Here is a 26,947-nt window from a genome sequence, read left to right on the forward strand (position 1 = left end):
TGCAAAAATTGGGGTGCAGCGATCGTAACGTTCCGTTGTTCTCTCTATAAGGCACGCACCGTCATTGGTTTGGTTTCACCAGTTGGTTCGATCGCTGTCTACGTGTCGTTGTTTCGGTGAGTTGGTGTGCCTATACGATTCAAACGCCGGGTCCGAAAGAACCATACATACCGTCTCAACAACTATCTCCTTCAAATGCTGATGCCTATTGATGGTCTCAATTGCTGGGTACAATCGTTTGTTTCAAACGTCTGTTTCAAACGGTTGGTGCGTGTGGTGCCTTCGTTTGTTTAATACGGTGCGTGGGTTCGGTTACTACATTCGCTCACACGAGACGATCAAAACGTCTGACGAAAACTTATGAACGAAGCCTTCGATGGAATCATCAATGCTCTCATACGCGGTTTACAGTGAGGCGGGTGGTGTCGGGAAAACGACGCTCACGGCGAATCTGGCGGTTGCACACGCTCGAGCCGGGCTCGACGTGCTGGTCGTCCCACTCGACCCCCAGGACGGAGACCTGAGCTACCTGTTCGACGTCGACCAGGACCGAACCAATACGGACGTCGAAACGCTGGTTCACCACCTCGTCGGCCGAAACACCGGCGAGTTCTCGGATCTCGTTCACACGGTCGAACACGGGATCGACATCATCCCCGAGCACAACCGACTCGAGGATCTCGGCGAAGCCCTGCGAAAAGAGCAGGAAGCACGGAGCGATTTCGGCGAGTCGTTCCCGATGTGGACCCAGCTACAGCGCGTCCTTCGAGAGGCCGAGGTCAACACGCAGTACGACGTGTTGATCATGGACCCGCCCGCGAGTTCCGGGCCACACCTCTACAACGCACTCGATGCGACGCGGAACCTGGTTCTTCCCGTCGAGCCCTCGGGGAAGGGCCAGGCGTCCGTCAGCGGCCTCGACGTCCTGGTACGTAATCTCGAGGAACAACTCGAGATCAACATCGGCGTTCTCGCTGCCGTTCCGAACCGTGTCAAGGGAACGCGCGACCAGGAAGCGGTGATCGAGGAGGTCACCGAGCAAGGGTTCGACGTGCCGGTGATCCTCCGCGATCGTACGTCGCTCCTGGAGGGCTGCTGGCGAAAACGCTGCAGCGCGTTCACGTACGTCCGCGAACACCGCGAGCGCGAGCGCGAGTACGAACTCGAGACCCTGGCGAAGTTCGATACTCTGGCTCGCCACCTCGAAGCGGAGGGGGGACTCGAGGCCCCGAACCCGCCGGAACCGGGCGAACTCGAGCACGATGAGCTGGAGGTTCGTGCATGACTGGCCTGAAATCCGGCTCCGGGGACGACCTCTGGGACGATGACGGGGGACAGGAGGACGCCGAGTCGGACGAACAGGCGACCGACGAGGAGAGTGGTTCTGCAGTCTCCGAACCGGAGTCGGTAACTGAGGCAACCGAGGCGGAACAGTCCACCGGCTCACCCGCCCATTCGTATATCGTTCGCCGCGCCATCCAGGACAAATCCGTCCAGTTCGAGCGCGACGAGCGCCTGACGTTTTTCGTCCACGACGATGTCGTCGAGGGCGAGCGTGACCTCGTTACGGAACTCGAGTCGGCCCTCGGACGCGACGTTCCCAAGTTCGACGTCCGCGAAGCGGTGTACCGCGCAGCGCTGGAGAACCCCGATGACGTGCTCGAGGAACTGCTCTCGATGGGGTATTCGTTGGACGAGTCGTAACGATAAACCGCATCTCGCTATACGAAGTCTCGTCCCCCAGGCCAGACACATCAACATTCTCTGGACACCTGCTTGCCTTCTGGCAACTCCCCGGTCGAAAACGGGGGCTGGTGTTTGGATTTCACGGGCAAACTCGATATGCTCCGACGAAATCCACAGAAGCGCAGGGTTCGAGTCGAATTCAGCATAATTCGAGGTGGAGCCTCCGACCTCAAGGAGCGACCGGAGGGAGCGAGTAGGTCGGAGAGGAAACCGACCTCACCGCGAACCTCGTTCAAGAGGCCATCCGACGCGCCGTACAAGCGACGAAGGGGTGCGTCGAACGGTGGAAACAGGGCAAGCGGGTGAGCCAGCCGGAGTTCACGTCATGGAGCATGGTCTACGACAAGCGGAGCGCGACGTTCTACCGCGACCACGTCTCCCTTTCGACCGTCAACGGGCGCGTCGAGTGTGACTTTGAACTCCCGGCGGATAGTCCGACGCCCTACGAACGATACGTTCTTTCGGAGGACTACGAGTTCCGAGCGAGCACACTGCAATACGACAAGGCGACCGACGAGTTCTACTTCCACATCACGACGCGGAAGTACGATAACTACGAATCCTAGGTTTCGGAAGATACCAAGCACCAAACAGTCCTTGGTATCGACCTCGGTGTCAACAGCCTCGCAGTAGCTTCGACCGGCACGTTCTGGCAGGGCGACGAATACGACCACTGGTGCCGCGAGTTTGAGAAGCGACGTGGTGAGATGCAACAGCGCGGAACGCAAGCCGCGCACAACGCGCTCCTTCGCCTCGGCAAACGCGAAGAAGCGTGGCGAAAGCAGTACATCCACACGGTCGCCAACGAGATTGTCTCGGAAGCCGTCGAACACGACTGCGATGTAATCGCGTTCGAGGACTTAACGGACATCCGTGAGCGGCTTCCACAGGCGAAGTGGAACCACATATGGGCGTTCCGACGCCTCTACGAGTACGTCGAGTACAAGGCACCGGAGCGCGGCGTCACGGCGAAGCAGGTTGCGCCGAACCACACGTCCCAACGCTGTTCTCGGGCGGACTGTGGGTTCACGCACGAAGCGAACCGTGACGGCGAACACTTCCACTGCCAGAAGTGCGGCTACGAGATCAACGCGGACTACAACGCGGCGAAGAATATCGGGCTACGCTACGCCCGAAAGCGGAAACACAGACTCCGTTCCTCGCCCAAGTCGGGGAGCGGAGACGCACCAGTAGACGTGCGTGTGAATGGTGGGACGTTGAACGGCAAGAGTCACCAGCCAATTGCCGGTGACTGATTGCTGGGAGTCCACATCAAAGCCCTACCCTCAACGAGCGAACCTCGTATGGGGTGAGCGAAGTAGGGTAGGGTAGTTTACACGGATACATGCGTCCGATCGGATTCCCGTAATGAGTTTTCGATCTCCAATCTGTCTTCGGATGCGCCCAGCATGCCCGATCCGTAGCGGTCGAGCTATGGAGTCGGGCCGCGCTCACTACGTCCGGCACCTCTCCAGCATCGATCGAGTGACGAATCATCCGGGTTCGACCACGGGACAGTCGGCCACGAGGAGTGGGGTCAACCTGGGGCAACGACCGAGTAGAATTACGAACAGTATCTCCGCTCCTCTGGGGTCTACTCGAGTCACGATCTCCATCCGGTTCCTAATCGAGTCTCGAGGTTCGGACGCGGCCAGGGTGTGAGACGAATAACTTCCTGATGTACCCTTCGTCACCGTTTCTCAATGAGAAATGCTATAGCGGTGGTCCAGTGCCATTCACTTCTCCAGACTGATCACCGTCCGGAAGCCCGCTGTAAACTTTACAAAGATAGTTTTGTAACGGGGTTGGATTCTCCCGACCAGTGATCGTTTTCCAGGGCCCTGGTGGCTCTTTCTGCGGTCCGGTACTCAAAACCTTCTTCGAATCGTACCGATATTCCACCGTTGCGGGGCGGGGCATGCTCGCTCCCGTTCGAGGACGCTGTTGCTATATAGGAAACGCCGGCTGAGAGTACCGAGCGGCGGGCGGTAGAAACCAGAGTAGCGCCGCTCGTCCGTCACCGTGTCGGGTTCTCAGGACGTATCGACGACCGCGTGTTTCTCAAATAGAAACGCTGCGCTCGAGGACGGGTCCGAAACGCTGGGCTACAGCGAGAGCCTCGTCAGAGAGAACGGTGGAATCACGACCTCGAGTTCGCCCTCGTTAACTGGAACGGTTTCGGATACTGGCGATACCCGGTCGGGCTCCTCGTAGACGTTTTCGACACCCATCCCGTCCGCAGAGAGGGTGACCGCTTCCGCCGTCGGCCCCGTCCGAATCTCGGATGCGTCTACGGTCAGTTCGATTTCGTCCACTCCCGAGCGGTTGACCACGGTGATGGTGGTTGTTTCGTCCCCCTCGGCGGCGAGCACGTCGACGACCGGAATCGAATCGTTCGCACGAATGTCGCCGAATGATCGGTCCGTCTGAACCACCTCGCAGTCGACGTCGACGCCGATCGGTGTTCGGGTCGCCAACGAACTGAGAAGTCGGTGTCCGTGGTGTGCGGGATCCGGCCACGTTCGTTCGCGTTTCTTCTGGAGCCCACCCCCGTGATTGACCGTCGCGGAGTGGGTAAGCATCTCTACGAACGAGCCGATGCGGCTACACTCGTGGACGACCGTCGCCAGATACAGCGGTTCGGAAATCGTCGTTCGGGTCGGCATGTTGGCCGGGGTGAGTCGACCACCGTGGTGTCCGATCTCGCGGTTCGTGACGAAGTCCGCGAACAGTTGCAGTTCGGTGATTGCGAGTCTCGGCTCTTCGACCCCCGCCCGATGCATGCGCTCGCGGAGCGCTCGATACTGTTCTCCCAGTTGATCGGCGTATCCCATGAACGCACGGAACAGCTCCGTCGGGTCGGTGCCGGCGTCTACGCGACCACCCGTGAGGATGTGATCCGTAATCACTTCGACGTCCGCGCCGGCCGCCTCGAGCAGATGCTCGTTCCACCGGTCGTCGGGGGAGTTTCGGTTGCCACACGCCTGCACCTCCACTTCGGGGTCCACCTCGAGAATCGCCTCTCGGAACTGACGGTACCGGTCGGCGTTTCCGGACGGCGTCGTCCAGCCGACCTGCCAGCGACCGAACAGCTCGTTGCCGACCTCCCAGTACTCGACGTCGAACGGCTCGGGGAAGCCGTGGGCAGCGCGAAGCGCCCCCATCTCGCTGTCGGTCGAGCCGTTGCAGTACTCGACCCATCGAGCCGCTTCCGCGGGCGTCCCGTTTCCGGCGTTCACGCAGATCATCGGTTCGCAGCCGACCGCTTCGCAGAACGAGACGAACTCGGCCGTCCCGAACAGATTCGACTCGACGTGACCCCACGCCGGGTTGACCCGCGATGGCCGCTCAGCGACGGGACCGACTCCGTCTTGCCACCGGTAGCCGGAGACGAAGTTGCCGCCGGGCCATCGGAGCAGCGGGAGGTTCGCCTCCCGGAGGTACGCGACGACCTCCGGATCGGCCTTGTTCACGTGGTCGTCGGGGTAGATCGTGAGTCGGTCGAGCACGAGGTCGCGGTTGCCCGGCGCCGTGAGGGCGACGGTGTACGCCGCGTCGTCGGCATGTGTCGGGGAGACGGTCAGTTCGCCCTCGGCGGTCGACCACTCGCGACCGACGTCGACCGTGGTCGCCGCCAGCGGTTCGGCCGTCGTTGGATCCGCCTCGGGTTCGTAGATCCCGACGGTGACCGGGGTCGGCTCCGTTGCGCGGAGTCGGCAGGTAACCTCGTACGTATCGGTTCGGTGAAACGGGAAGTGTGTTCGCTGGCTGATCCCGCCCTCGCCGTCAGCGAGAGCGATTCGCTGTGCCCGGTCGCCCTCGGGAGAGACGTCCGGCGTCGTTCTGACGGCGTCGTCGGTGGAGACCCAACCAAACGCCGTCCCGTCGCAATAGGCTCGAAAGCGGCCCTCAGGATCCGGGAGATCCCACTCGTCGCAGTACTCCCGGATTTCACTCCGCACGGAGGCTTCATCGATCGCGGGCCGAATCCCGCCGTCGGGATGGTCGTCGTCAGCGGGGAACTCCCACGGGCCGAACGTCGGGTTCAGGAGCACCTGGGCGTGCATTCCGTTCGCGATGTTCCGGCCGAGATGCTCACAGAACTTTCCGAACAACCGTTCGTCGACAGGTTCGCCCCGCCGCGAGGGATCCAGCGTGACTCGAGCGTCAGTCGATACCTCCCGGTGTCGAAACAGCGGGCTATCGGTCATCGTCTGTACCTCAGACCGTGGTCACTTAGCTCTACTGTGGGGTGTGCCGGGGGAAGCGGGCGGTCACTCCTCGATCGTGGGGATCCCGGCCTCCGCGTTCGGGGTCCCTCCGTTGACCGTCGGCCATCCGTCCTCCCACTCGATCGGGTCGATCATCAGCGTCCGACGCGGCGTGTCGTTGATCCAGTAGTCGTCGGCGTCGTACGCGTGGTAGACGATCCAGTCGTCGCCCGCGTCGTCCTGTACGACCGCGTTGTGACCCGGACCGACGAACTCGTCGTCGCCCTCGAGGATTCTCGTGCCGGGATTCTCCGTGATCGGATCGCCGTTCTCGTTGACGTACGGGCCGTCGAAGGATTCCGAGCGGCCGACGACGACGTGATAATCGCTGTCTTCGCCGTTGCAGCAGTGACCGTTGGAGCCGAAGAAGTAGTAGTAGCCGTCGCGCTCGATGAGGTACGGCGCCTCGAAGTGGTCATCGTCGGCGATCCGGAACGGCTCGCCGGCGACCTCGAAGCCGTCCTCGCTCAGTTCGACCCCCCAGATACCGTGCCAGCTCCCCCAGAAGATGTAGGGTGTGCCGTCCTCAACGTGGAAGTACGGGTCGATCGAGTTCTCGACACCGATCCCGTCGCTGTCGAACAGTTTTCCGTGGTCTTCGAACGGACCCTCGGGATGGTCAGCGGTTCCGACGCCGATACCCGGATTGTCGTCACCCCACTCGGAGTAGGAGTAGTAACAGTAGAATCGATCCTGGTGCGCTGCGATCTCCGGCGCCCAGAGCCCGCCGCCGTCCTTCCAGTCCGGTTTGCTGTCGAACACCTCGCCGACGTACTCCCAGTCGACGAGGTTCGCCGATTTGACGATCGGCATGTACTGCAACCCGTGTGTGTCGTGCTGGTTCGCTTCTCCGTACCAGTGGTCTTCGGTTCCGTACGCGTAGAAGACATCCTCCTCGTCGTCGGTGTGCCGAACGATCGACGGGTCGGCGAGGGTCGGCTCGAAAACCGGGTTTTCGTAGGTTTCGCCGCCGAGCCCGGCCATCTCCATACAGCCCGCGAGCACACCGGCGAGCGGGAACGAGACGGCTCCCGCTAGAAACTGTCTGCGGTCCATACACTCCTCTGTTGGCTCGATGCCAATAACGTTACCTGTCGGCTGTACAGTCACGACCATCCGGTTTCCATACGATATTCGTGAACAATTGCGGAACATATATATACGTGTGTTTGATTGGTATGCTCGTATGACAGCCGATAGCAATCGGTGCCGTAGTGGGGAGACTGTAACCAGCGTTCGCCGACGACGGTTCCTGCAGGCCGCGGGTGCAACGGCTACCGTCGGAGTAGCCGGGTGTACTGGGTTCATTGGAGGGGGAGGCGAAGACGGGGTCGAGTACTGGACGCTCTTCGGCGGGGGCGACGGTGATACGATGGAAGCGATGGTCGAGGACATCAACGAGGGAGACGACCACGACCTCACTATCAACAGACAGCGCGTTCCACACGACGAGTACTACGACCGCCTTTACACGTCGCTGACCGGTGACGAGAAGCCGGATGTCGCCGTGATGCACGCGCACATGATCGAGGAGTACGAAGACCTCGTGGTTCCGGTCACGGACGAGATCGGGACCGATCCGTACGTCGAAGACATCGCCGAAGAGGGGGTTCGCGACGGCGAACAACTCGCCGTGCCCCTCGACACACATCCGATCGCGATGTACTACAACAAGGAGGTCTTCGAAGACGCCGGGCTTGATCCCGACGACCCGCCGAACACTCCGGAACGGTTCGCCGAGGCCGCCGACACGATCCTCGAGGAAACCGATCACTTGCCGTACCAGTTCCACGACGGCGGGTTCACGGTCGATCTCTTCCGGATGTTCCTCGAGAGCCGCGGCGGCGAACTGCTCACCGATGACCTGGAACCCGCGTTCGACACGGACGACGGTCTCGCCGTCGCCGAATACATGCACGACTGGGTTCACGAGCACGAGTGGGCGCCGGACGACTCCGACACCGGATGGGACGCCTGGAACCGCGGCGAAGCGGGCATGATCATCGAGGGTACCTGGCACGTCGGCGTCGTCCAGGACGCCGGCTTCGACTTCGGCGTGACGGAGCCGTTCATCATGCCCGACTCCGAGGATCCCGTCACGCAAGCCTCGAGCCACATGCTGATCATTCCGGAAGACGAGAACCGCGACGAAGAGAGACAGGAAGAGGCGATCGAAGCGGTCCGACTGCTCACCCAGGACTACAACGACAGGTGGGGGTACGACGCGGGTCACCTGCCGGCCAGTCAGGAAGCGCTCGAGAGCGACGAACTCCGCGACAGCGAGTTGTGGGATCTCACCCTCGAGACGTTCTACGGGTTGGCGGAGAACGAACAGCTCAGTCCGCCGCCGACGACGCCGAACAACGACGCACTCAACGAACAGATCTACCAGTACCTGGACGACATGCGCAACGGAAACCTGACCCCCGAAGAGGCGCTCGAGAACGCCGCCGACGGCGTCAGTCAGACTTTCGACTGATAGCGACATGGCACAGACAGACCAATCGAGTGCGGACGATACGAGGCGGTTCGGCCTCGACATGGCCGACCGATCCACTCGCGAGAAGATCGCGGGCGTGAGCTTCGCCCTTCCGTACCTCATCATCGCCGGCGGGTTCCTGTTCGGGCCGTTACTCCTGGGGTTCTACATGAGCTTCCACGAGTGGAACGTCGCCGATCCAAGCCAGTCCGAGTTCGTCGGCCTCGGGAACTACCAGACGCTGGTCTCCGATCCGCAGTTCTGGAACGCGCTGTGGAACACCGTCTACTTCGTGATCCTGACGGTGCCGCCGATCGTCGTCGGCTCGCTGCTGCTCGCGCTGGGCGTTAACCGGGACGTCAAGGGACAGTGGCTGCTCCGGACGATCTTCTTCAGCCCGTACGTGCTGACCGTCGCCGTCATCGGCCTGCTCTGGGCGGACATCTTCAGCGCCTCAGGGCTAGTGCCGTACTACATCGGCGGCGGCAACTGGCTGAGTTCGCACACGCTCGCGATGCCGGCAATCGCCATCGCGACGATCTGGTGGACGATCGCGTTCAACTTCATCATCCTGCTCGCAGCCCGACAGAACGTCTCCGACCGGCTCTACGAAGCCGCGAAACTGGACGGTGCGAGCACCTGGCGAATGATGCGGGACATCACCATCCCGCAGATGAAGAACCCGCTCATCTTCGTCATCATCGTGACGTTCGTCGGCTCCTTTCAGGTGTTCGGCCAGCCGTACATCATGACCGACGGCGGCCCGAGTTTCCAGACGACGACGATCGTAATGTATCTATACAGTTCGGCGTTCGCCGGCCGCGAGTTCGGCTATGCGGCGGCGATCGGCTACGTGCTGTTCATGATCCTGATCGCCGTCTCTGCGATCAGCTACTACTACCTCTCGGGTGATGACTAGATGAGTACGCAAACCGGCGGCCGATTCGAAGACGTATCGATCGACGCAGAAACCGTCAAGACGGTCGGCGTCTACGTCGCGCTCTACGGGACGGCGTTTCTGTTCATCCTGCCGTACTGGTGGATGTTCGCGACATCGATCATGCCCCGGGACCAGGTGTACTCGAGCGTTCCGTATCTGATCCCGCGAGGCGCCACCTTCCAGTGGTACGAGTCGCTGCTGACGGGGTCGCTGATCGTCCAGTGGACGGTCAACACGTTCATCCTCGCAGGGATCACGACGATAATCGTCCTCCTGGTCGACGCGATGATCGCCTACTCGCTGACCCGCCTCGAGTGGCCCGGCCGATCGCTCGTGTTCTCGGTGATCGTGGCGAGTTTCATGGTCCCGGGTATCGTGAACCTGGTCCCGGTGTACATCATCGTCAACGAACTCGGCCTCGTCAACTCGCTGTGGGGGGTCGTGCTGCCGAGCATCGCCGGCCCGCTGGGCGTGTTCATGCTCGTGCAGTTCTTCAAGGACATCCCGGACGAACTCGAGGAGGCGGCCAGGCTCGACGGCTTCTCGCGGTTGCGCATCTTCACGCACATCATCCTGCCGCTGATGCGCTCTGCGCTCGCCGCACTCGGCCTGTTCATCTTCATCTGGACGTGGAACGCGTTCCTCTGGCCGCTGATCATCCTCCAGCGCGAGGGGATGTACACGCTGCCGGTCGGGCTGGTAACGCTTCAGGACACGATGGGTGTCACCGAACCCGGTGTCATCATGACGTCGGCGGTGATCGCCTCGCTGCCGCTGCTCATCGTCTTCCTCGTCCTGCAGAAACACCTCGTCAGAGCCGTCGAAATGCAGGGGACGACCAAATGACCGCGACTCGACGGGTCGACGCCCCCGATCCCGAACTCGATCCGATGTACGCCACCCTCGAGGGGACGACCAGATTCGTCTGGGAGAACCTGCCCTCGGTGGTGCTGATCAGCGTCTGCTGGTTTCTCGCCGCGTTGCCGGTCGTTACGATCGGTCCGGCGACCGTCGGCGCCTACCGCGCAATCCTCTCGCTGCGCGAAGACGGGGCCGACGGAATCGACCGCGCCGCGGTCGTCGAGACGGTCCGATCACAGTTCGTCCACGCGATGCTGATCGGCCTCGTCCCGATCCTGCTGATCGGGATCGCCGCGACGTACGGGATCGCCTACCTCGACGGGGCAACGATCCTCGCGGGACTGCTCGCGCTCGCTGCCGGCTACGCGGCGATCTACGCGTGGCTCGTCTCGATCCCGACGTTACTCGGGATCGCGTCCGGAAAACCGGCCCTCGGGGCGATCACCGACGGCTACCTGTGGACTGCACACCACGCCGTCGGTGCGGTCGCCCTCGGAACGGTGACGGCGGTGCTGTTCGTCGTCTCGTCCCTGCTGACCGTCGCCGTGGCGGTGCTGTTCGCCGGCGTTGCCTTCGCGCTCCACGTCGAGTTCATCAGTTACGTCTCCGAAACCGAACCGATCACGACTCCCACAATAGACACATGATTCACGAAACGAACGACGAACGAACGCGTACAGCCGCCCCGCGAACGGGCGTAACGACCGCCGCTACGGCGGCGCCGACGACGCTCGAGTCCGTCGGCGAACGGAGGGACGACGATGGTTGAGTCGGACGGCTCGACGGCGTCGGTAACCTTCGAGGGTACCCGGAAAGTCTACGGCGACGAGTTCGTCGCTATCGAGGGCTTCGACGCCCACGTCGAGGCAGGCGAGTTCATCACGATCGTCGGCCCCTCCGGCTCCGGCAAGTCGACGCTGCTCCGGATGATCGCCGGCCTCGAGGAGATCACCGACGGCGACATCCGAATCGGTGACGAGAGCATCAGGGGCGTCGAGCCCCAGTCGCGGGGGATCGCGATGGTGTTCCAGAACTACGCGCTCTACCCGCACATGAGCGTCCGGAAGAACATGTCCTACGGGCTGAAGCTGACGACGGATCTCCCGGACGAGGAAATCCACCACCGGGTGACCGAAACCGCCGAGATGATGGGTATCGAAGACCAACTCGAAGCCAAGCCGAGCGAACTCTCGGGCGGGCAACAACAGCGCGTTGCGACCGGTCGCGCGATCGTCCGCGATCCGAAGATCTTCCTGATGGACGAGCCGCTGTCGAACCTCGACGCGAAACTCAAGGTCCACATGCGGACCGAACTCCAGCGACTCCAGGAGGAGTTGGGAACGACGACCATCTACGTCACTCACGACCAGCACGAGGCGCTGACCATGAGCGACCGGATCGTCGTGTTAGACGGCGGCGAACTCCAGCAGTTCGCCACGCCGGAAGAGGTGTACAACCGGCCGAAAAACCGATTCGTCGCCGATTTCATCGGCAGCCCGGCGATGAACTTCTTCGACGTCACGCTCGAGGGGACGGCCCTCGTCGGCGACGGGTTCGAGTACTCGGTTCCGCCGGGGATGGCCGACACGATCGAGCAGCATCGAACCGGCTCCGATCTCGAACTGGGCATCCGACCGGAGGACATCTCGCTCGATGCCGGTGACGAAAACGCGATCGACGCATCGATCGAGGTCGTCGAGGTCGCGGGCAGCGACAACTTCGTCTATCTGGACCTCGCCGGCGACGAGTGCCGCGTTCGCGTCCCCGGAAGCGTGAAACCGACCGTCGGCGACCGGGCGAGGCTCTCGTTCGATCCCGCCGACATTCACGTCTTCGACGTCGCGACGGGGCGAAACCTGCTCGCCGACGCCGAGTCGAAACGGCCCGTTTCCGAGGAGCCATCCACTAGCTGAACGCCGAAATCAATCCTTGCGACGCTACTGTGACTACTTCACTATGACACAATTGACGGACGACTATCGACGCACGATCGAACTGAACGGTTCCTGGAAGTTCACGACGGATCCCGAAACCGACGGCCGAGACGACGGTTGGCACGATCCAGCGACCGAGTGGCCCGACGCGACCGAGACGGTAACGGTTCCCCACGCCTGGCAGGAAGACGAAGCGTACAGGGCGTACGCCGGCGCGGCGTGGTACCGGCGCTCGGTGACCCTCGAGTCGACCGAGAGCGACGTCCTCCTCCGGTTCGGCGCGGCCGACTACGAAACTACCGTCTGGATCAACGGCGAGCGCGTCGGCTCGAACCGCGGCGGCTATCTGCCGTTTTCCTTCGACGTCACGGACGCGGTCGTCGACGGCGAGAACACGATCGTCGTCGAGGTCGTCGATCCCGACGACATCAGCGAAATCCCGCACGGAAAGCAGGGCGCACCCTGGTACCAGCGGATCAGCGGCATCTGGCAGGACGTCACCCTCGAGGTGGTCCCCCGAACCCGGGTCGAATCGATTCGCGCGACGCCGAACCTCGCCGAGGACAGCGCCCGGATCGACGTCGACGTTCACGGCCCCACCACGGAACTGACGGACGTCAGCGCCGCGATCGAGATCACTCGCGACGGTGACGCGGTCACCAGCGCGACGGTCCCCGTCGAAACCGACGGGACGGGATCGACGACCGTCTCGCTCGAGAATCCCGCGTACTGGACGCCCGAAACACCCGTCCTCTACGACGTTACCGTCTCGCTCGAGCGGGAGGGGGACGTACTCGACCGCGCGGACGACTACTTCGGCATGCGGAGCGTCGAGGCCCGCGACGGCCAGCTGTACCTGAACGGCGAGCCGTACTTCATGCGCGGCGCGCTCGACCAGGGCTACTACCCGCAGACGCTTTACCGACCCTTCGAGGACGGCCTGTTCGAGGAAGAGATCCGGACGGCGAAGGAACTCGGCTTCAACCTGTTGCGAAAGCACATCAAGCCCGCACACCCCGACTTCCTCGAGGCGGCCGATCGGCTGGGGATCCTCGTCTGGGAGGAGCCGGCGAACCCGACGGTCCACACCGACCGCTCGAAGCGCGAGGTGCGCGACCAGATACTGGGACTGATCGACCGCGATTACAACCGGCCGAGCGTGATCGTCTGGAGCCTGTACAACGAGGAGTGGGGTATCGGTAACCCGCAGGGACTCGACGAGGAAACCTCGCTGTGGGAAGACGAGGAAAAACAGGGGTACCTCACGGCCCTCTACGAGGAGACGAAGGAGCGCGATCCGACGCGCGTTGTCTGTGACAACTCCGGCTGGGCGCACGTCGCCACCGACGTCAACGACTACCACCGCTACTTCGTCAGTCCCGATCGGGCGGCTGCCTGGACCGAGGACATCGAGGCGATGACCGCCGCGCCCGAGGACAACTACGGCGCGACCGAAACGGACCCCGAGGAGGCGCCGCTGATCGTCTCCGAATTCGGCACCTGGGGGCTGTGCGATCTGCCCGCCCTCGAGGATCACTACGGCGAAACGCCGCCGTGGTTCGACTACGACTTCTTCGACGACGCGATCAAGCGCCCCGAGGGGGTCTACGACCGTCTCGAGGGGACCACGCTGCCCGAAGCCTTCGACGACTGGGAGTCACTCGCCGAGGCCTGGCAGTGGCGGGAGTTCCGCTCGATCAAGGACGTCATCGAGCAGATGCGCGCCCACGAGGGCGTCGCCGGCTACGTTATCACGGAGTTTTCGGACATCGAGTGGGAGTTCAACGGCATCCTCGACTACCGCCGCCAGAAGAAGGCGTTTCACGACGACTTCGCGACCGTCAACGACGAGGTGCTCGTAAGCGTCGACGTCGACAGCCACGCCGCTCGCGCCGGCGAGACGCTCTCGGCCGATATCGTGGTGAGCAACCACACGACCGACCCGATCGACGGCGACGTCGAGTGGTCGGCGTTCGACCGGTCGGGAACAGTTTCCGTCGCCCTCGACGGGTTCGGCGTCGATCGACTCGAGGACGCGATCTCGATCACCGTTCCCGACGTCGACGCGGTGACGACCGAGGAGCTAAGCGTGTCGCTCGGTGATCGATCGACCAACGCCGAACCGATTACCGTTGCGCCCGACCTCGCCGTCGACGCCGACGTAACCGTCTTCGTGGACGACGACGGACTGGCCGAGCGGCTGGCCGATCTCGGGTTCGCCACCGAGCGGTCGCTCGAGGAGAGCGACGTGGCGCTGATCACGGACCCCGACGAGGCGTCGCGAGCGTTCGTCGAAGACGGCGGCACCGTCGTCCGCCTCCCCGACGCGAGCGGCCACGTGGCCGAAGACGAGTTTTTCGAGTACCGGAACCTACCGGAAACCGAGAGCTGGAACCTCGTCGCCTCGCTGTTCTACCGCGAGGGCGGGCCGCTCGAGGACGCGCTCGACGTCGTTCCGGGCTGGGAGTTTGACGGCGTCTACCCCTACGACGTCGTCGCCGACGTCGACGAAACCGACGAGATCCCGATCGGCTACGTCGAGGGGTGGATCGCGAACTGGAGCGCCGCGGCCGTCGTCCGGGAGTGGGGCGACGGCCGGGTCGGCGCGTTCACGTTCCGCGTGACCGATACCGCGAACCCGATCGCGCTCAGGAGCCTCGCCGAATTCGTTACCGACGTCGCTCCGAACTCACGGTAACACCCACAGCTATCACGCTCGAATTCGACATCCGATACAAGACACCATGCAGATAACTGATTACGAACTGTTCGACGTACCGCCACGCTGGCTGTTTCTCAAGGTAACGACGAGCGACGGCACCGTCGGCTGGGGCGAACCGGTCGTCGAGGGCCGCTCGAAGACCGTCCGCGCCGCCGTCGAGGAACTGATGGACACCTACCTCCTCGGCGAAGACCCCGCCCCGATCGAGGACCACTGGCAGACGATGTACCGCGGCGGCTTCTACCGCGGCGGGCCGATCCTCATGTCCGCCATCGCCGGCATCGACCAGGCGCTGTGGGACATCAAGGGGAAGAGCTACGGCGCACCCGTCTACGATCTGCTGGGCGGCGCGGCCCGCGAACGCATCCGCGTCTACCAGTGGGTCGGCGGCGACAGGCCAGCCGAGGTCGCCGCCCAGGCCCGCGAGAAGGTCAACGCCGGCTTCACCGCGCTGAAGATGAACGGGACGGAGGAGGTCGAACGGATCGACTCGCCGGCGACCGTCCGGGCCGCCGCCGACCGGATGCGGGAGGTCCGCGAGGCCGTCGGGAGCGAGGTCGACGTCGGCGTCGACTTTCACGGCCGCGTCTCGAAGCCGATGGCGAAGCGACTGGTCGCCGCCCTCGAGCCCCACGAGCCGTTCTTCATCGAGGAACCGGTACTCACGGAACACCTCGACTCGCTTCCGGAGATCACCGCACACGCGTCGACGCCGATCGCGACCGGCGAGCGGATGTACTCGCGATGGGACTTCAAGCCCGTCCTCGAGGACGGCCACGTCGACCTCATCCAGCCGGATCTCTCACACGCCGGCGGAATCACGGAAGTGAAGAAGATCGCTTCGATGGCAGAAGCCTACGACGTGGCGATGGCGCCACACTGTCCGCTCGGACCGATCGCGCTCGCCTCCTGTCTCCAGGTCGACGCCTGCTCGCCGAACGCGCTCATCCAGGAGCAGAGTCTCGACATTCACTACAACGAGACGAGCGACGTCCTCGACTATCTCACCGATCCGTCGGTGTTCGAGTACCGTGACGGCTACGTCGACATCCCCGACGGGCCGGGACTCGGCGTCGAGATCGACGAAGAAACGGTTCGCGACCGGGCCGGGGAGGTCGACTGGCACAACCCCGTCTGGCGCCACGACGACGGTAGCGTCGCGGAGTGGTGATTCCAGTGGACGACGCACTCACCGACGTCCTCCGAGGGTACGAACGTCGCGCGTGGCAGACCGTCGACGACGGCACCGTCCGCTTCGCGCTGGTCGGACTGGGCTGGTGGACGACCGAGCAGGTGATCCCCGCGATCGAGGAGTCCGAGTTCTGTACGACCAGCGTCGTCGTCAGCGGCTCTCCGGAGAAAGCGGACGATATCGTGGACGAACACGACGGGATCGAACGCGGACTCAGCTACGACGAGTTCCACGACGGCGAGGCGAGCGACGCGTACGATGCCGTTTACATCTGCACGCCGAACGCCTTCCACCTCGAGTACGCACGGACCGCGGCCGATCTCGGCAAGGCGGTGCTCTGTGAGAAGCCGATGGAGGCGACCGCGGACCGGGCGGCGGCACTCGTCGAGGCCTGCGAAGCGGCCGGAGTCGACCTTATGATCGGCTATCGGATGCAGACCGATCCGATAGTCCGGTACGCCCGCGAACTCGTTCGCGACGGCGTCATCGGCCGCCCCGTTCACGCTCTCGGCAACAATTCGCAGACGTTACTCGAGATTTTCTCGAGTCCCGACCAGTGGCGTCTCGACCCGGCGCTGACCGGGTACGGGACGTCGGTAATGGATCTCGGGATCTATCCGCTCAACACGACGCGGTTTCTCCTCGATGGCGACCCCGTCTCCGCCGAGGCGACGATGGACTCGAGCCACGAGGCCTTCGAGAACGTTCCCGACGAGGTGGCGGCGTTCACCGCGACGTTCGACGACGGGACGATCCTCACGGCGACGGCCTCGCAGAACGCACAGGCGAGCACGAGTCTCCGTCTGATCGGGACGGAGGGCCAACTCGTCTTCGAACCGGCGTTCCACATGGAAACTCACCTGCGGATCGAACGCGGCGACGACGAGGTTTCGATCGCACCCGACGGGGCGAACCAGATGACGGAGCTGTTCGACTACTTCGCGGATCGGCATCTCGGCGACGCGGCGATCGAACCCGACGGTCGACACGGACTGGTCGATCTCGAGGCGATGCGCGAGATCTACGAGGCGGGGACGACCGACACCGGCGAGTGAACCGACCGGGCGCTCGAGCGAGTCACCTCCTCGAGTGTCCCATTGAACGTGTACCGGTCGCCGTCGCTCGCGGACCTTACCTGGCCAGCAAGACGCTCTCGACGGACTTGCTGGCGTTGACGAGCAGGGTCGCGATTTCGTCCTCGAGACGCCGGCCGTAGAGACTCGACTCCGACCCGCTAACTTCGATTGCGGCGATCGCGTAGCTGTCGGCGTTGCGGATCGGAACCGCGATGCTGTGGAGACTCTGGTACGGTTCTCCGTGTCCAACGACGTGTCTGTGTCCCTGAAATGCACCGGCGCTGAACGCACTCCCTCCCGGACTCTCGCGTTCGATAACCATGCGCTGGTTTCTGAGGGTCCGCAGCTCGGAGAGCAGTTGGTCGCCCGTCTCGTCGAGGTCGTGTTCGGAGAGCAACGTCTCGACCTCCTCGAGCGGACGGTAGGAGAGAATCGCCTTCCCGCCGACCGAGATCGGGGCGGGGATGCGTCCGGCTTCCTCGACCGGGCCGACGGGCTCGTCACGCTCGGTCACCTGATAGAGGTAGACGGCGTCGCCGTCCTCCTCGACGACCAGCGAGACGGTTTCGCCCGTTTGTCGAGCCAACCGGTCCAGTTCGGAACGCGCCGTGTGAAAGACGTCCCGTCGGTCCCGGGTGTGCCGACCGACTTCGAACCAGCGAAGCGACAGCGAGTAGGCCGTTCCGGATTTCGTGACGAAGCCGACGTGCTGAAGCGTCGAGAGGTACTTGTAGACGGAACTTTTCGCGATACCAGTTTCTCTCGCCAGTTCGGTCACACCCATCCGGCCCTGGCGGTCGAGTGCGTCCACGATACGAAACAGCTTCGTGACGGATTTGACGTGGTGGTCCGGGCGTGACATCCGGTGGACCTGCGTCCGCCGCCCACAAAGTCGTTTCTCATTAGGACACGACGCTGCTCGCCACGAAAGTTTTATCACGACGACTGCAGATTCCCTGCAGTAGATGGCTTCGACGAGCGTTTCCCGGGAACCGGCGATCGGAACACAGCCGCCGGAACCGACGATTCAATGACCCGTTCCGATCGGGACGAGTCCGAACCGTATCGTCACACGCTCACCCTGGACGGAACGTGGGAGTTCGTTACTGATCCCGAGCACACGGGCCGGACACAGCAGTGGTACGACGGTGAGACACGGTGGCCGGACAGAGCACATACCGTCTCGGTCCCGCAGGCCTGGGAAGAGACGGACGCGTACCGGGAGTATACCGGAACCGCGTGGTATCGCCGAACGTTCGACCTCGAGTCGGTCACTCTCGAGGATCGGGTCGCGAGCGTAACGTTCGACGCCGTCGACTACGAAACGACGGTCTGGGTGAACGGCGTCCACGTCGGGGACAACCGCGGCGGCTACCTGCCGTTTTCGTTCGACGTCACGGACGCGGTAGAACGCGGCGAGAACGTCATCGTCCTCGCGGTGACCGATCCGGCGGATCTCTCCGAGATTCCACACGGCAAACAGGGTGACCCCTGGTACACCCGCGTCTCCGGAATCTGGCAGTCGGTAACCCTGACCCTTCGGCCCGAAACGCACGTTCGGACGGCTCGAGTGACCCCCGACCTCGAGGCGGACACCGCGGTGGTCGAACCCGATATCCGTAGCGGGCCGAGAGCGATAGACGCCCTCGAGGTCGACGTCCGGGCCCGACGGCACGGTGACGTCGTCGCGAGCGTGAACGCAGCGGTCGACGACCGGACGAGTGCGGTCCTCGAGTTCGAGGATCCCGACTACTGGTCGCCCGACGAACCGGCCCTGTACGACCTCGAGATCAGTCTCATTCACGACGGCGTGGAACTCGACCGGTACGAAGATTACTTCGGACTGCGGAGTTTCGAGCGAGCGGACGGCGAGTTCCGCCTCAACGGCGAGCCGATACTGATGCGCGGCGTTCTGGATCAGGGGTACTACCCGGAGACGCTCTATCGGCCGCCGGATCCGGAGCTGTTCGCCCGAGAGATCGAGTTCGCCGTGGAGGCTGGCTTCAACCTCATCCGGAAACACATCAAGCCCGCACACCCGACGTTCCTCGAGTACGCCGATCGGATGGGGATGCTCGTCTGGCAGGAACCTGCAAACCCGACGCGGTATACGGACCGCTCGCGTGCGGAAGTGCGTCGGCAACTGTTCGACCTCATCGATCGGGATTACAACCGACCCAGCGTCGTCGTCTGGTCGCTGTACAACGAGGAGTGGGGGCTCGGCCACCACGACGCCGACGAAACGCTCTGGACTGACGAGGGGAAACAGCGGTTTCTGGCCGATCTGTACAGGGCCGTCACGGAGTACGATCCGACTCGACTCGTCTGTGATAACTCCGGTTGGGCGCACGTCGAAACCGACATCAACGACTACCACCGTTACTTCGTCAGCCCGGATCGAGCCCTCGAGTGGGCGGCCGACCTCACTCACCTCTGTTCGTACCCCCGCGACAACTATGCGACCGCCGAGTTCGACGATCCGGACGCACCGATCGTCATCTCGGAGCTCGGAACCTGGGGGCTCTGCAACGTCGACTCCCTCCGGGACGCGTACGGCGGTGATCCGCACTGGTTCGACCACGAGTTTCTCACTCAGCCGCTCAAAACGCCGGCCGGAGTCGACGATCGGTTCGACCGAACGGGGCTCTCGGACGTCTTCGACGGCTACGAAGACCTGGCTCGATCGTGGCAGGACCGGGAGTTCGTTTCGCTCACGCACCTGCTCGCCGAAATACGGACTCGCGAGGAAGTCGCCGGCTACGTACTGACACAGCTATCAGATATCGAATGGGAGTTCAACGGATTACTCGACTACAATCGCGAGCCGAAAACGTTCGCCTCCGACCTCGCGTCGATCAACGGCCCGATCGCCGTTTTCGCGGACCTCGAGAGCCACGTTGGCTGGATGGGAGACGCCGTAACCGCCGATTTCACGGTCGTCAACGATACTACTGAACCCGTTTCGGGAGCGCTCACGTGGTCGTTTGCTGGCGTGCAGGGACGAGAATCGATCACGGTTCCGGCCACCGGAACGCGACGAATCGAGACGTCGATTCAGCTCCCGGCCGATCGCCCGAACTCGCCGGTCACCGACACGCTCTCGGTCGAATTCGACTACGGAGCCGACCGGACGGCGACGGCCGAACCGGTCACGTCCGTCGATCGTCGCAGCGAGATCGAATCGGCGATGACGGTGTACGCAGAGGGAAGCTTCGCCTCGCGGTTCGCAGAACGCGGGTGGTCCGTGACACACACGCTCTCCGAGGACGTCGACGTCGCGTTCACGTCGACCATTTCGGAGCAGGTCACGCAGTTCGCCAACGGCGGCGGAAACGTGATACACGTTCCGGATACGACCGGAGAAATGATCGCGGGTGGACCGTTTTCGTATCGAGACGTTCCGCGGACGGAAGACTGGAACGTCGTCGCCTCCTTCTTCTATCAGCAGTCGCCGCTCCTCGAGGAAGTCTGTCCGAACAGGCGGTTGGGGTGGGAGTTCGACGGCCTCTATCCGGCGGCCGTCGCGACGAATCTCGATCCGTCTATCGACCGCGTTCACGTCGGCTACGTCGAGGGATGGCTCGCCAACTGGAGCAGTCCGCTCGTCGTCAGGGGGTACGGAAACGGATCGATAACGGCACTCACGTTCCCAGTCTGTGAGTCCTACGGCTCGCACCCCGTCGCCACCCTTCTCTGTGACGGCCTCCTCGATTGGCTCTCGGCGTGATACCGCGGTCCCTTTGTGGTTCACTTTTCCTACCCTGTTCTTCCACTGGCGTGCCTTCACCGGCCGCTTCGAACGCCTCCCGAACCCTCCTGTGGTGGCTGGTGAACGTGCCGTGCTGATCGCAGAACGCATAGAAAGCGTACACACGCTGTTGTGTGTTCTCCGCTGAGTCTCCTACTGGGAAACACGTCTCGACCTCACCACGCTGCCTCTATTGTATTGTGGAAAATCAAAAATACTATCTGGCTCGGCCGTCGTTCCGTTTTGCTGAATTTCGAGGCGGGCGACCGATCCGTTAACCGATCGAGAGAGTCAGCAAGACTCGACGATATGTCCGTCTCCTCTTCTCCCTCTCCTCATCGGAACAGTCATCGTCGATTCTCAGAGCTATCGACGTTTGGAGGCCCGAAGACAGCTGTTAATCACTGTCTGGGTCGACCGTAACTTCTCACCTACTCTGCGGTCGGGGATCGATCTGTCGGCTGTACTGTATTGCAGAATACAGGCACTACCATTGGGCTGCAGTGAGTGCCCTTCGTTTTCTACAATACATCGTCTAATCCGAAAGGTGGAGGGGGTCACGCGCTGATCGGTGAGAATCGCCGGGGCGGCTGTCGTCGACACGACTCAGACGGACTGCTGTACGCCAGTTTCGGAGCGACCGACGGGTCGCCCGGTAAACGGTCACCGCAGGCCATATTACATCAAGTAGAACAGCGGAAAGAGGAAGACCCAGACGATGTCGACGAAGTGCCAGTAGAGGCCGAAGAACTCCACCGGCCGGGAGTCCTCCATGTAGGCGTCGATCGTGATGATCCGGTAGATCATGAACGCGGCGACGAGCAGCCCCAGAACGACGTGCAGGCCGTGGAGGCCGGTCGTCACGAAGTACAGCGAGTACTCGAGGCCGGTGAACCAGTAGATTCCCTCGGAGAACTCGACGCTCCACTCCCATGCTTTGACGCTCAGGAACGTCAACCCGAGCGTAACGGTCGCAACCATCGCCGTGAGCAGCCCGGTCCTGTTCTGGCGTTCGGCCATCACCAGTGCCAGGATGACCGTGAAACTCGAGGTGATCAGGATGTAGGTGTTCAGCAGGCCGGGCCAGGCTTCCGGCGGCACCGGTCCCCACTCGCTCCAGCCGGCGTGGAGCCGCATGAACAGGTACGAGCCGATGACGGCTCCGAAGACAACGACGTCGGAGGCCAGGAACACCCAGACCCCGAACTTCGTGTTGCCGACGCCCTCGAACGGCCAGCGTTCGGCGATCGTCATCTCGGGAGCGTGGAAGCTCTCACGGCCGAACCCGAACAGCGTGAACGCCAGGATGGCCACTCCCAGCGCCATGCTGATCGGGTAGGCGATGTTTGGCTCGGGAACGGTTCCGATCTCTGCCCCTCGGTTCGTGGCGAACGGAGCAATGTACGGCGTGATTCCCGAGAGGCCGAAGAACAGGACGAACGTCCCGACCCCGATTCCCAGCGGCCAGATACTCGCGTGATCGGCGTGTTCCGCTTCGAGGCGCCCCTCTGACGCCCCCTCGAGATCGTCCGAACTCTGAGTGGCCGGAACACCGCCGTCAGTCGTCGTTGCGCCGTTCGCGTCGTCGACGAACTCGAGGCGACCGCTGGCGTAGCTCGGACGGTTCTCCCAGTTCTCGAGCGGCGGGGGCGAGGGAACTGCCCACTCGGCGGTTCGAGAGAACTGCCAGGGGTTATCGGGTGCGTCGGGGCCGGAAACGAGGCTTCGTGCGAAGTTGTAGCCCATGATCAGAAACGATGCACCGAGGACGAACGCGCCGATCGTCGCGAGCTGATGGTAGAGCTGCAACCCTTGCCCGTAATCGAAGACGCGGCGTGGGGTTTCCCAGGCGAGGAACATCGGGAAGTACAGCAGGTTGAAGCCGATGAAGTAGACGGCGAAATGAACCTTCCCGAGGAACTCGTCGTACATCTTCCCCGTGATCTTCGGCCACCAGTAGTAGAGTCCGCCGATCAGTGCCGTCCCACCGGCGAACATCACGTAGTGGAAGTGCGCGACGACCCAGTAGGTGCCGCGGAACTCGTAGTCCAGGACGACGGCGCCGAGGAAGACCCCGGTGATGCCGCCGAGGATGAACAACACGAGCGCGCCGATATTGAACAGAAACGGCGTGGTAAAGCGAACCCGCCCCTTGACCATGGTGTAGATTAGCGCGAACACCATCAGGTCAAAGGGCAGCGAGATCCCGATGGTCGTCGCCATGAACAGCGTCTTCACCTCCAGGTTGATCGTCGTCAGGAACATGTGGTGCATCCAGACGAGGAACGACTGGACGGCCACGAGGACCATCGCGATGATGACCCACTTTCGGCCGACGAGACGCCGACCACAGAAGGTCTGGAACGTCTCGAACATGATCCCCAGCGCGGGGAAGAAGACGATGTACACCTCCGGATGACCGAAGAACCAGAACAGGTGCGCCCACAGCAGGCTCGAGCCCTGATCGGTCGCGAAGTACTGCGTCAGGAGGATGTGATCGCTCGCTAGCAACAACAGTGCCGCGAGCAGCGCCGCGAACGCGAACAGCATCATCCAGACGGTCAGCAGCCACGACCAGGTAAACAGCGGTACGTTCCACAGTCCGAGCCCTTCCGCACGCGAGCGGTGGATCGTCGTGATGAAGTTCACCGATCCGATCGTAATCGAGAGAACGAACAGGATCAACGCGAGAATCGTCGCGTTACCACCCGTCGTCGCTTCCATAACGCCGGAGTAGACGGGAACGTTCAGCGGGGCGTACATCGTCCAGCCGCCGCCGAAGGTCTCTCCCTGGAAGAACGAAATGAGGACCAGTATGGCGGAGAACAGGTAGAACCAGTAGCTCAGCGCGTTCAGCCGCGGGAACGCCAGATCTTTCGCCCCGATCTGCAGCGGCACCAGATAGTTCGCGAAGCCGGATGCGAGCGGGGAGATGAACCAGAAAATCATCAACAGGCCGTGTCCGGTGACGGCCTGATTGTACGCGCTATCGCTCAGAAACCAGCCGCCGGGCGTCCACAACTGGAGTCGAAAGAGCAGCGCTAGTACGCCGGCAGCCACGAACATGAACAGCGCCGTCACGAGATAGAGGATTCCGACGTCCTTGTGGTTAGTCGTGACGAGCCACCGTTTGACCGAGGTCGCCGGCGGGAACTCCTCAGCCACCGACTGTCACCTCCGACTTAGTCCCGGCGACGCCCGTCTTCGGCTTTGAGGCCATCTCTCTGCACGCCAGCCCGCTCCGGCTGACGGTGATCGTGACCTCACGACCGACGCGGAGACGCCGCTCGAGATCAGTCGTCGGGGGCTCGGTCCCCGGTCGAATCTGGAGTAGAGAGGAGTTGGAGATCGTTGTCACCTCGGTTGTCGTTCGGTCGTCTCGAGTTTCGATCCGAGTTCGCCGTAGCACTATCTCTGCAGGCCAAACAGCATAAAACAGGGACTGGAATACGCGACGTTCTGCTGGCGAGAGGTCCGCTGTGTGGGAATCTCTGGACCAGATGTGTGTTCGGAGCCCGCGTCTGGGCATGGTAGCCGGGGGCCGCCGCGAACCACTCTCCAGCGTGGTCGGCAACCGACTCGAGTGCACCCGCCCCTTCGAACGGGTGCGAAGCGCCTTCACCGACCTCGAGCGCCTTCTCCCCGACCAGCAGTTCGTACGGCTCCTCGTTCCACCCGAGGGCCGGATGGTCGTTCCCGCCAGCGATAAACAGCGTCGGTACCGACACCTGCTCCAGCACGTCGGCTGCAAGGTCGACGTGGCCGCGCTCGGTCGACGGAATCCGTGCCTCTCAGTTACGGGCGGTTCCGGTCACGACGACGGGACGATCCGTCTCGAGGAGGACGGACTGGGTGACGCTTCCGAACACCGCCTTTCCGACGGGGGAGCGTTTCCGGCCGCCGAGGACGATCGCATCGACGTCGAACTCGTCGGCGACACCGAGGATGTCCTCGACGGTGTCTCCGCTCTCGTCGACGGTCGTGTACTCGATGCCGTGATTCTCGAGTCGCTCCTGTGCCCGTCGAACGGCGCCGATTCGAGACGCCGATTTGAACTGCCGGAACTCCTCGGGCGCGTCCGTTCCTTCCTCGTGGAACACGAACAACACGATCGCTTCGACGGATTCCGACGCGCGGGGAAGCGACGTCACGTACGCGGCCTGTGAGAGCGCCCGGCTTTCGTCCGCGTCGACCGCCATAAGTACTCGGTACATAGGTCGGTACTCACCGCCAAACACGGTAAAACTGTCAGGTACAACCCCCTTGTGACGCACCGCGTTCGGGCGCTTCTGTCCGGCTCACAGTCAACAGCTGTACTCGCCGCGCGGGACGACGACCGATAGGCGATCCGTTCCCGTCGTCGTGTAGACCGCCTGGTTCTCGAGAACCGCGCGCTCGTAGCGCGCTTCGTCGATCGTCGCGGGTTCCGTGGGATAGCGCTGTGCACCGTCGGTTTGCCAGGACTGCTGGAGGGCGGTCGGACACGCGAGGGGCTGTTCGTTCTCGAGCCACTCGTAGGTCGGACCCGGTGAGACGTTCGCCCCGTAGTAGTTGTCGGCGATCCGGGTGAGGTGGTCGTCGCTCGTCCATTCGGGAGCCGACGCCGTGGCGAAGCTGAGCGTTTCGAACTCCTCGTGGGTGGTCGTTCCCTTGTAGGCGACCGCCTCGAGGCCGGCGAACGCGAACGGCATCGAAACGAGCGCGCACAGACAAAGCGTGACGGCGAGGGCGGTTCGGACCCAGGGCGTTGCGGGTCGTCGGTGTGTGGCGACCCATCGGCCGAGTCCGAGTATTCCGAGTCCGGCGAGAACCACGGCGGCGAGGTGGACGAACGTCTGCCCGCGACGGGCGAACAGGACGTACTCGGGGGTGAGTCCGGCGGTCACGGCGAACCCGACCCACGCGATTGGGGCGGCCAGCAGCCCAGTGATCGCGAGTCGGTCGCCGGTGGGACCCACCCCGTAGGGAAGTCCCACCACCGCGAGCGCCGCCAGGACGACGAGCGGGGCGACGAAGACCAGCAGTGTCGACGGAACCGACATCGTTCCCGGGAACAACCCCCAGAGCGCGTCAGCGGCCAGTATAAGGAAGCCGCCGGCGCCGACTGCGCCCACGACGAAGCGGGTCGCCCGGTAGCCGGCCGTGGTGAGCCAGCCGACGAGCGCGGTCAGGACGACCACCCACCCGAAAAACAGCCCCGGCTTCGCGGTGAGATCGCCGGTATACGGCGGTCGGGTGAGCGCGTAGTACGTCCCGAAGTACAGCCAGAACCCGACGACGATGGCCACGCCGGGAACGGCTCGAGCCGGTCGCCGAAAGCCGTAGCCCGCGACGACGGCGGTGACGGTCAGCGCGGCGAGCATCGTGCTCAGGTGGTGAGTGATCGGGAGCACGGCGAGGGCGACGATAGTCACGACGAGCCACGCTGGGCGACGCGTCTCGAGGGCTCTGACGGTCGTAATCGCGAGAACGCCGACCAGTAACAGCCCTAGAACTTCGTAACTAACCGTTACCGTCCGTCGGAGGTACACTCCTTCGACCGCGAGGACCGCTCCCGCGGTGGTTCCGGCGATCAGTACCGCGCGGCCGTTCGCCGTGATGGTAGTGCCGAGTCGGGTTACCAGGAGAACGGCGAGCAGCGCCGGGACGGCCCCGATGACGGCGATGGTCGGCTGGGCGAGCCAGAGCGGATCGACGCCCGTGAGCTGACTCGTCATCGACAGCAGGATCGAGTACGCGTGGCCGTGTGGCGACCCGCTTGGGAGGGTAAGCGCTCCGTCGCGGGTAATCTCGCCGGCTCGAGACGCAAAGGAGAAGCCGTCGGGGTTGAACGGGTAGGCCGTCCAGTGTCGCGGCAGCAGCCGTGTCGCAATGGCGACCGCCAGCACCGCGGCGGCGGCGACTCCGGTGCGACGATCGGTCATCGACGGTCATCGATGTCGGACTGTCTTAATGACTGTGAATGACCTGTCGATCCG

Annotated in this window: 18 protein-coding genes and 1 pseudogene; 12 read left to right on the plus strand and 7 right to left on the minus strand. The window is 63.2% G+C overall.

Annotation, left to right across the window (positions count from 1 at the left end):
- The first annotated feature begins 388 nt into the window (after nucleotides 1–388).
- From AC6I6S_RS18300 to AC6I6S_RS18310, 3 genes and pseudogenes are all read left to right on the plus strand, one after another.
- Nucleotides 389–1,285, plus strand: a complete 897-nt coding sequence (locus tag AC6I6S_RS18300; RefSeq protein ID WP_497952159.1) for a ParA family protein — start codon at nucleotides 389–391, stop codon at nucleotides 1,283–1,285.
- Nucleotides 1,282–1,704, plus strand: a complete 423-nt coding sequence (locus AC6I6S_RS18305) for a DUF7970 domain-containing protein (protein WP_497952161.1) — start codon at nucleotides 1,282–1,284, stop codon at nucleotides 1,702–1,704. Before AC6I6S_RS18300 ends, AC6I6S_RS18305 begins: the two co-directional genes overlap by 4 nt.
- 245 nt (nucleotides 1,705–1,949) lie before the next feature.
- Nucleotides 1,950–3,002: pseudogene (locus AC6I6S_RS18310) on the plus strand (RNA-guided endonuclease InsQ/TnpB family protein); the annotation flags it as partial.
- An 849-nt stretch (nucleotides 3,003–3,851) separates the two neighbouring features.
- On the opposite strand, the gene AC6I6S_RS18315 reads toward AC6I6S_RS18310, so the two are convergent.
- Nucleotides 3,852–5,957: an alpha-L-arabinofuranosidase family protein gene (locus AC6I6S_RS18315; RefSeq protein WP_497952163.1), complete on the minus strand. Its 2,106-nt coding sequence runs from the start codon at nucleotides 5,955–5,957 to the stop codon at nucleotides 3,852–3,854.
- Between the two features lie 63 nt (nucleotides 5,958–6,020).
- A complete protein-coding gene (locus AC6I6S_RS18320) occupies nucleotides 6,021–7,073 on the minus strand; it encodes a family 43 glycosylhydrolase (protein ID WP_497952164.1) in 1,053 nt (350 codons plus the stop codon).
- Nucleotides 7,074–7,203: 130 nt separating this feature from the next.
- Between AC6I6S_RS18320 and AC6I6S_RS18325 the strand changes: the two genes are divergently transcribed.
- The 8 genes from AC6I6S_RS18325 (at nucleotide 7,204) to gfo6 (ending at nucleotide 17,200) form a co-directional block, all read left to right on the plus strand.
- Nucleotides 7,204–8,496 carry an extracellular solute-binding protein gene (locus tag AC6I6S_RS18325; RefSeq protein ID WP_497952166.1) on the plus strand — a complete coding sequence of 431 codons (1,293 nt, stop codon included), beginning with the start codon at nucleotides 7,204–7,206 and terminating at the stop codon, nucleotides 8,494–8,496.
- Between the two features lie 61 nt (nucleotides 8,497–8,557).
- Nucleotides 8,558–9,415 carry a carbohydrate ABC transporter permease gene (locus AC6I6S_RS18330; protein ID WP_497952351.1) on the plus strand — a complete coding sequence of 286 codons (858 nt, stop codon included), beginning with the start codon at nucleotides 8,558–8,560 and terminating at the stop codon, nucleotides 9,413–9,415.
- On the plus strand, nucleotides 9,416–10,282 hold the full coding sequence (locus AC6I6S_RS18335) for a carbohydrate ABC transporter permease (RefSeq protein WP_497952168.1): 867 nt from the start codon (nucleotides 9,416–9,418) through the stop codon (nucleotides 10,280–10,282).
- Nucleotides 10,279–10,944 carry a DUF624 domain-containing protein gene (locus AC6I6S_RS18340; RefSeq protein ID WP_497952170.1) on the plus strand — a complete coding sequence of 222 codons (666 nt, stop codon included), beginning with the start codon at nucleotides 10,279–10,281 and terminating at the stop codon, nucleotides 10,942–10,944. Before AC6I6S_RS18335 ends, AC6I6S_RS18340 begins: the two co-directional genes overlap by 4 nt.
- A gap of 114 nt (nucleotides 10,945–11,058) precedes the next feature.
- Entirely contained in the window at nucleotides 11,059–12,210 is a 1,152-nt protein-coding gene (locus AC6I6S_RS18345; RefSeq protein WP_497952172.1) for an ABC transporter ATP-binding protein, read from the plus strand.
- Between the two features lie 43 nt (nucleotides 12,211–12,253).
- The gene (locus AC6I6S_RS18350; protein WP_497952174.1) at nucleotides 12,254–14,929 is read left to right on the plus strand and encodes a glycoside hydrolase family 2 protein; all 2,676 of its coding nucleotides are present in this window, start codon (nucleotides 12,254–12,256) and stop codon (nucleotides 14,927–14,929) included.
- Nucleotides 14,930–14,975: 46 nt separating this feature from the next.
- Entirely contained in the window at nucleotides 14,976–16,124 is a 1,149-nt protein-coding gene (gene dgoD / locus AC6I6S_RS18355) for a galactonate dehydratase (RefSeq protein ID WP_497952176.1), read from the plus strand.
- Entirely contained in the window at nucleotides 16,124–17,200 is a 1,077-nt protein-coding gene (gene gfo6, locus AC6I6S_RS18360) for a D-xylose 1-dehydrogenase Gfo6 (protein ID WP_497952352.1), read from the plus strand. Before dgoD ends, gfo6 begins: the two co-directional genes overlap by 1 nt.
- 76 nt (nucleotides 17,201–17,276) lie before the next feature.
- Here the strand turns inward: gfo6 and AC6I6S_RS18365 are convergent, their stop codons facing one another.
- Nucleotides 17,277–18,083, minus strand: a complete 807-nt coding sequence (locus AC6I6S_RS18365) for an IclR family transcriptional regulator (RefSeq protein WP_497952178.1) — start codon at nucleotides 18,081–18,083, stop codon at nucleotides 17,277–17,279.
- Nucleotides 18,084–18,251: 168 nt separating this feature from the next.
- Between AC6I6S_RS18365 and AC6I6S_RS18370 the strand changes: the two genes are divergently transcribed.
- Nucleotides 18,252–20,948 (plus strand): glycoside hydrolase family 2 protein, encoded by a 2,697-nt coding sequence (locus AC6I6S_RS18370; RefSeq protein WP_497952180.1) that lies wholly within the window; start codon nucleotides 18,252–18,254, stop codon nucleotides 20,946–20,948.
- Between the two features lie 699 nt (nucleotides 20,949–21,647).
- Here AC6I6S_RS18370 and AC6I6S_RS18375 read toward each other — a convergent pair.
- From AC6I6S_RS18375 to AC6I6S_RS18390, 4 genes are all read right to left on the minus strand, one after another.
- The gene (locus AC6I6S_RS18375; protein WP_497952182.1) at nucleotides 21,648–24,134 is read right to left on the minus strand and encodes a cbb3-type cytochrome c oxidase subunit I; all 2,487 of its coding nucleotides are present in this window, start codon (nucleotides 24,132–24,134) and stop codon (nucleotides 21,648–21,650) included.
- On the minus strand, nucleotides 24,127–24,327 hold the full coding sequence (locus AC6I6S_RS18380) for a hypothetical protein (RefSeq protein WP_497952183.1): 201 nt from the start codon (nucleotides 24,325–24,327) through the stop codon (nucleotides 24,127–24,129). The genes AC6I6S_RS18375 and AC6I6S_RS18380 overlap by 8 nt, the downstream gene beginning before the upstream one ends.
- A 433-nt stretch (nucleotides 24,328–24,760) precedes the next feature.
- Complete coding sequence (locus tag AC6I6S_RS18385; RefSeq protein ID WP_497952185.1) at nucleotides 24,761–25,183, minus strand: universal stress protein; 423 nt, start codon at nucleotides 25,181–25,183, stop codon at nucleotides 24,761–24,763.
- 90 nt (nucleotides 25,184–25,273) lie between these two features.
- Nucleotides 25,274–26,893 carry a sodium/phosphate symporter gene (locus AC6I6S_RS18390; RefSeq protein ID WP_497952187.1) on the minus strand — a complete coding sequence of 540 codons (1,620 nt, stop codon included), beginning with the start codon at nucleotides 26,891–26,893 and terminating at the stop codon, nucleotides 25,274–25,276.
- Between the last annotated feature and the right edge of the window lie 54 nt (nucleotides 26,894–26,947).

Source organism: Natrononativus sp. DTA114 (assembly GCF_059736515.1).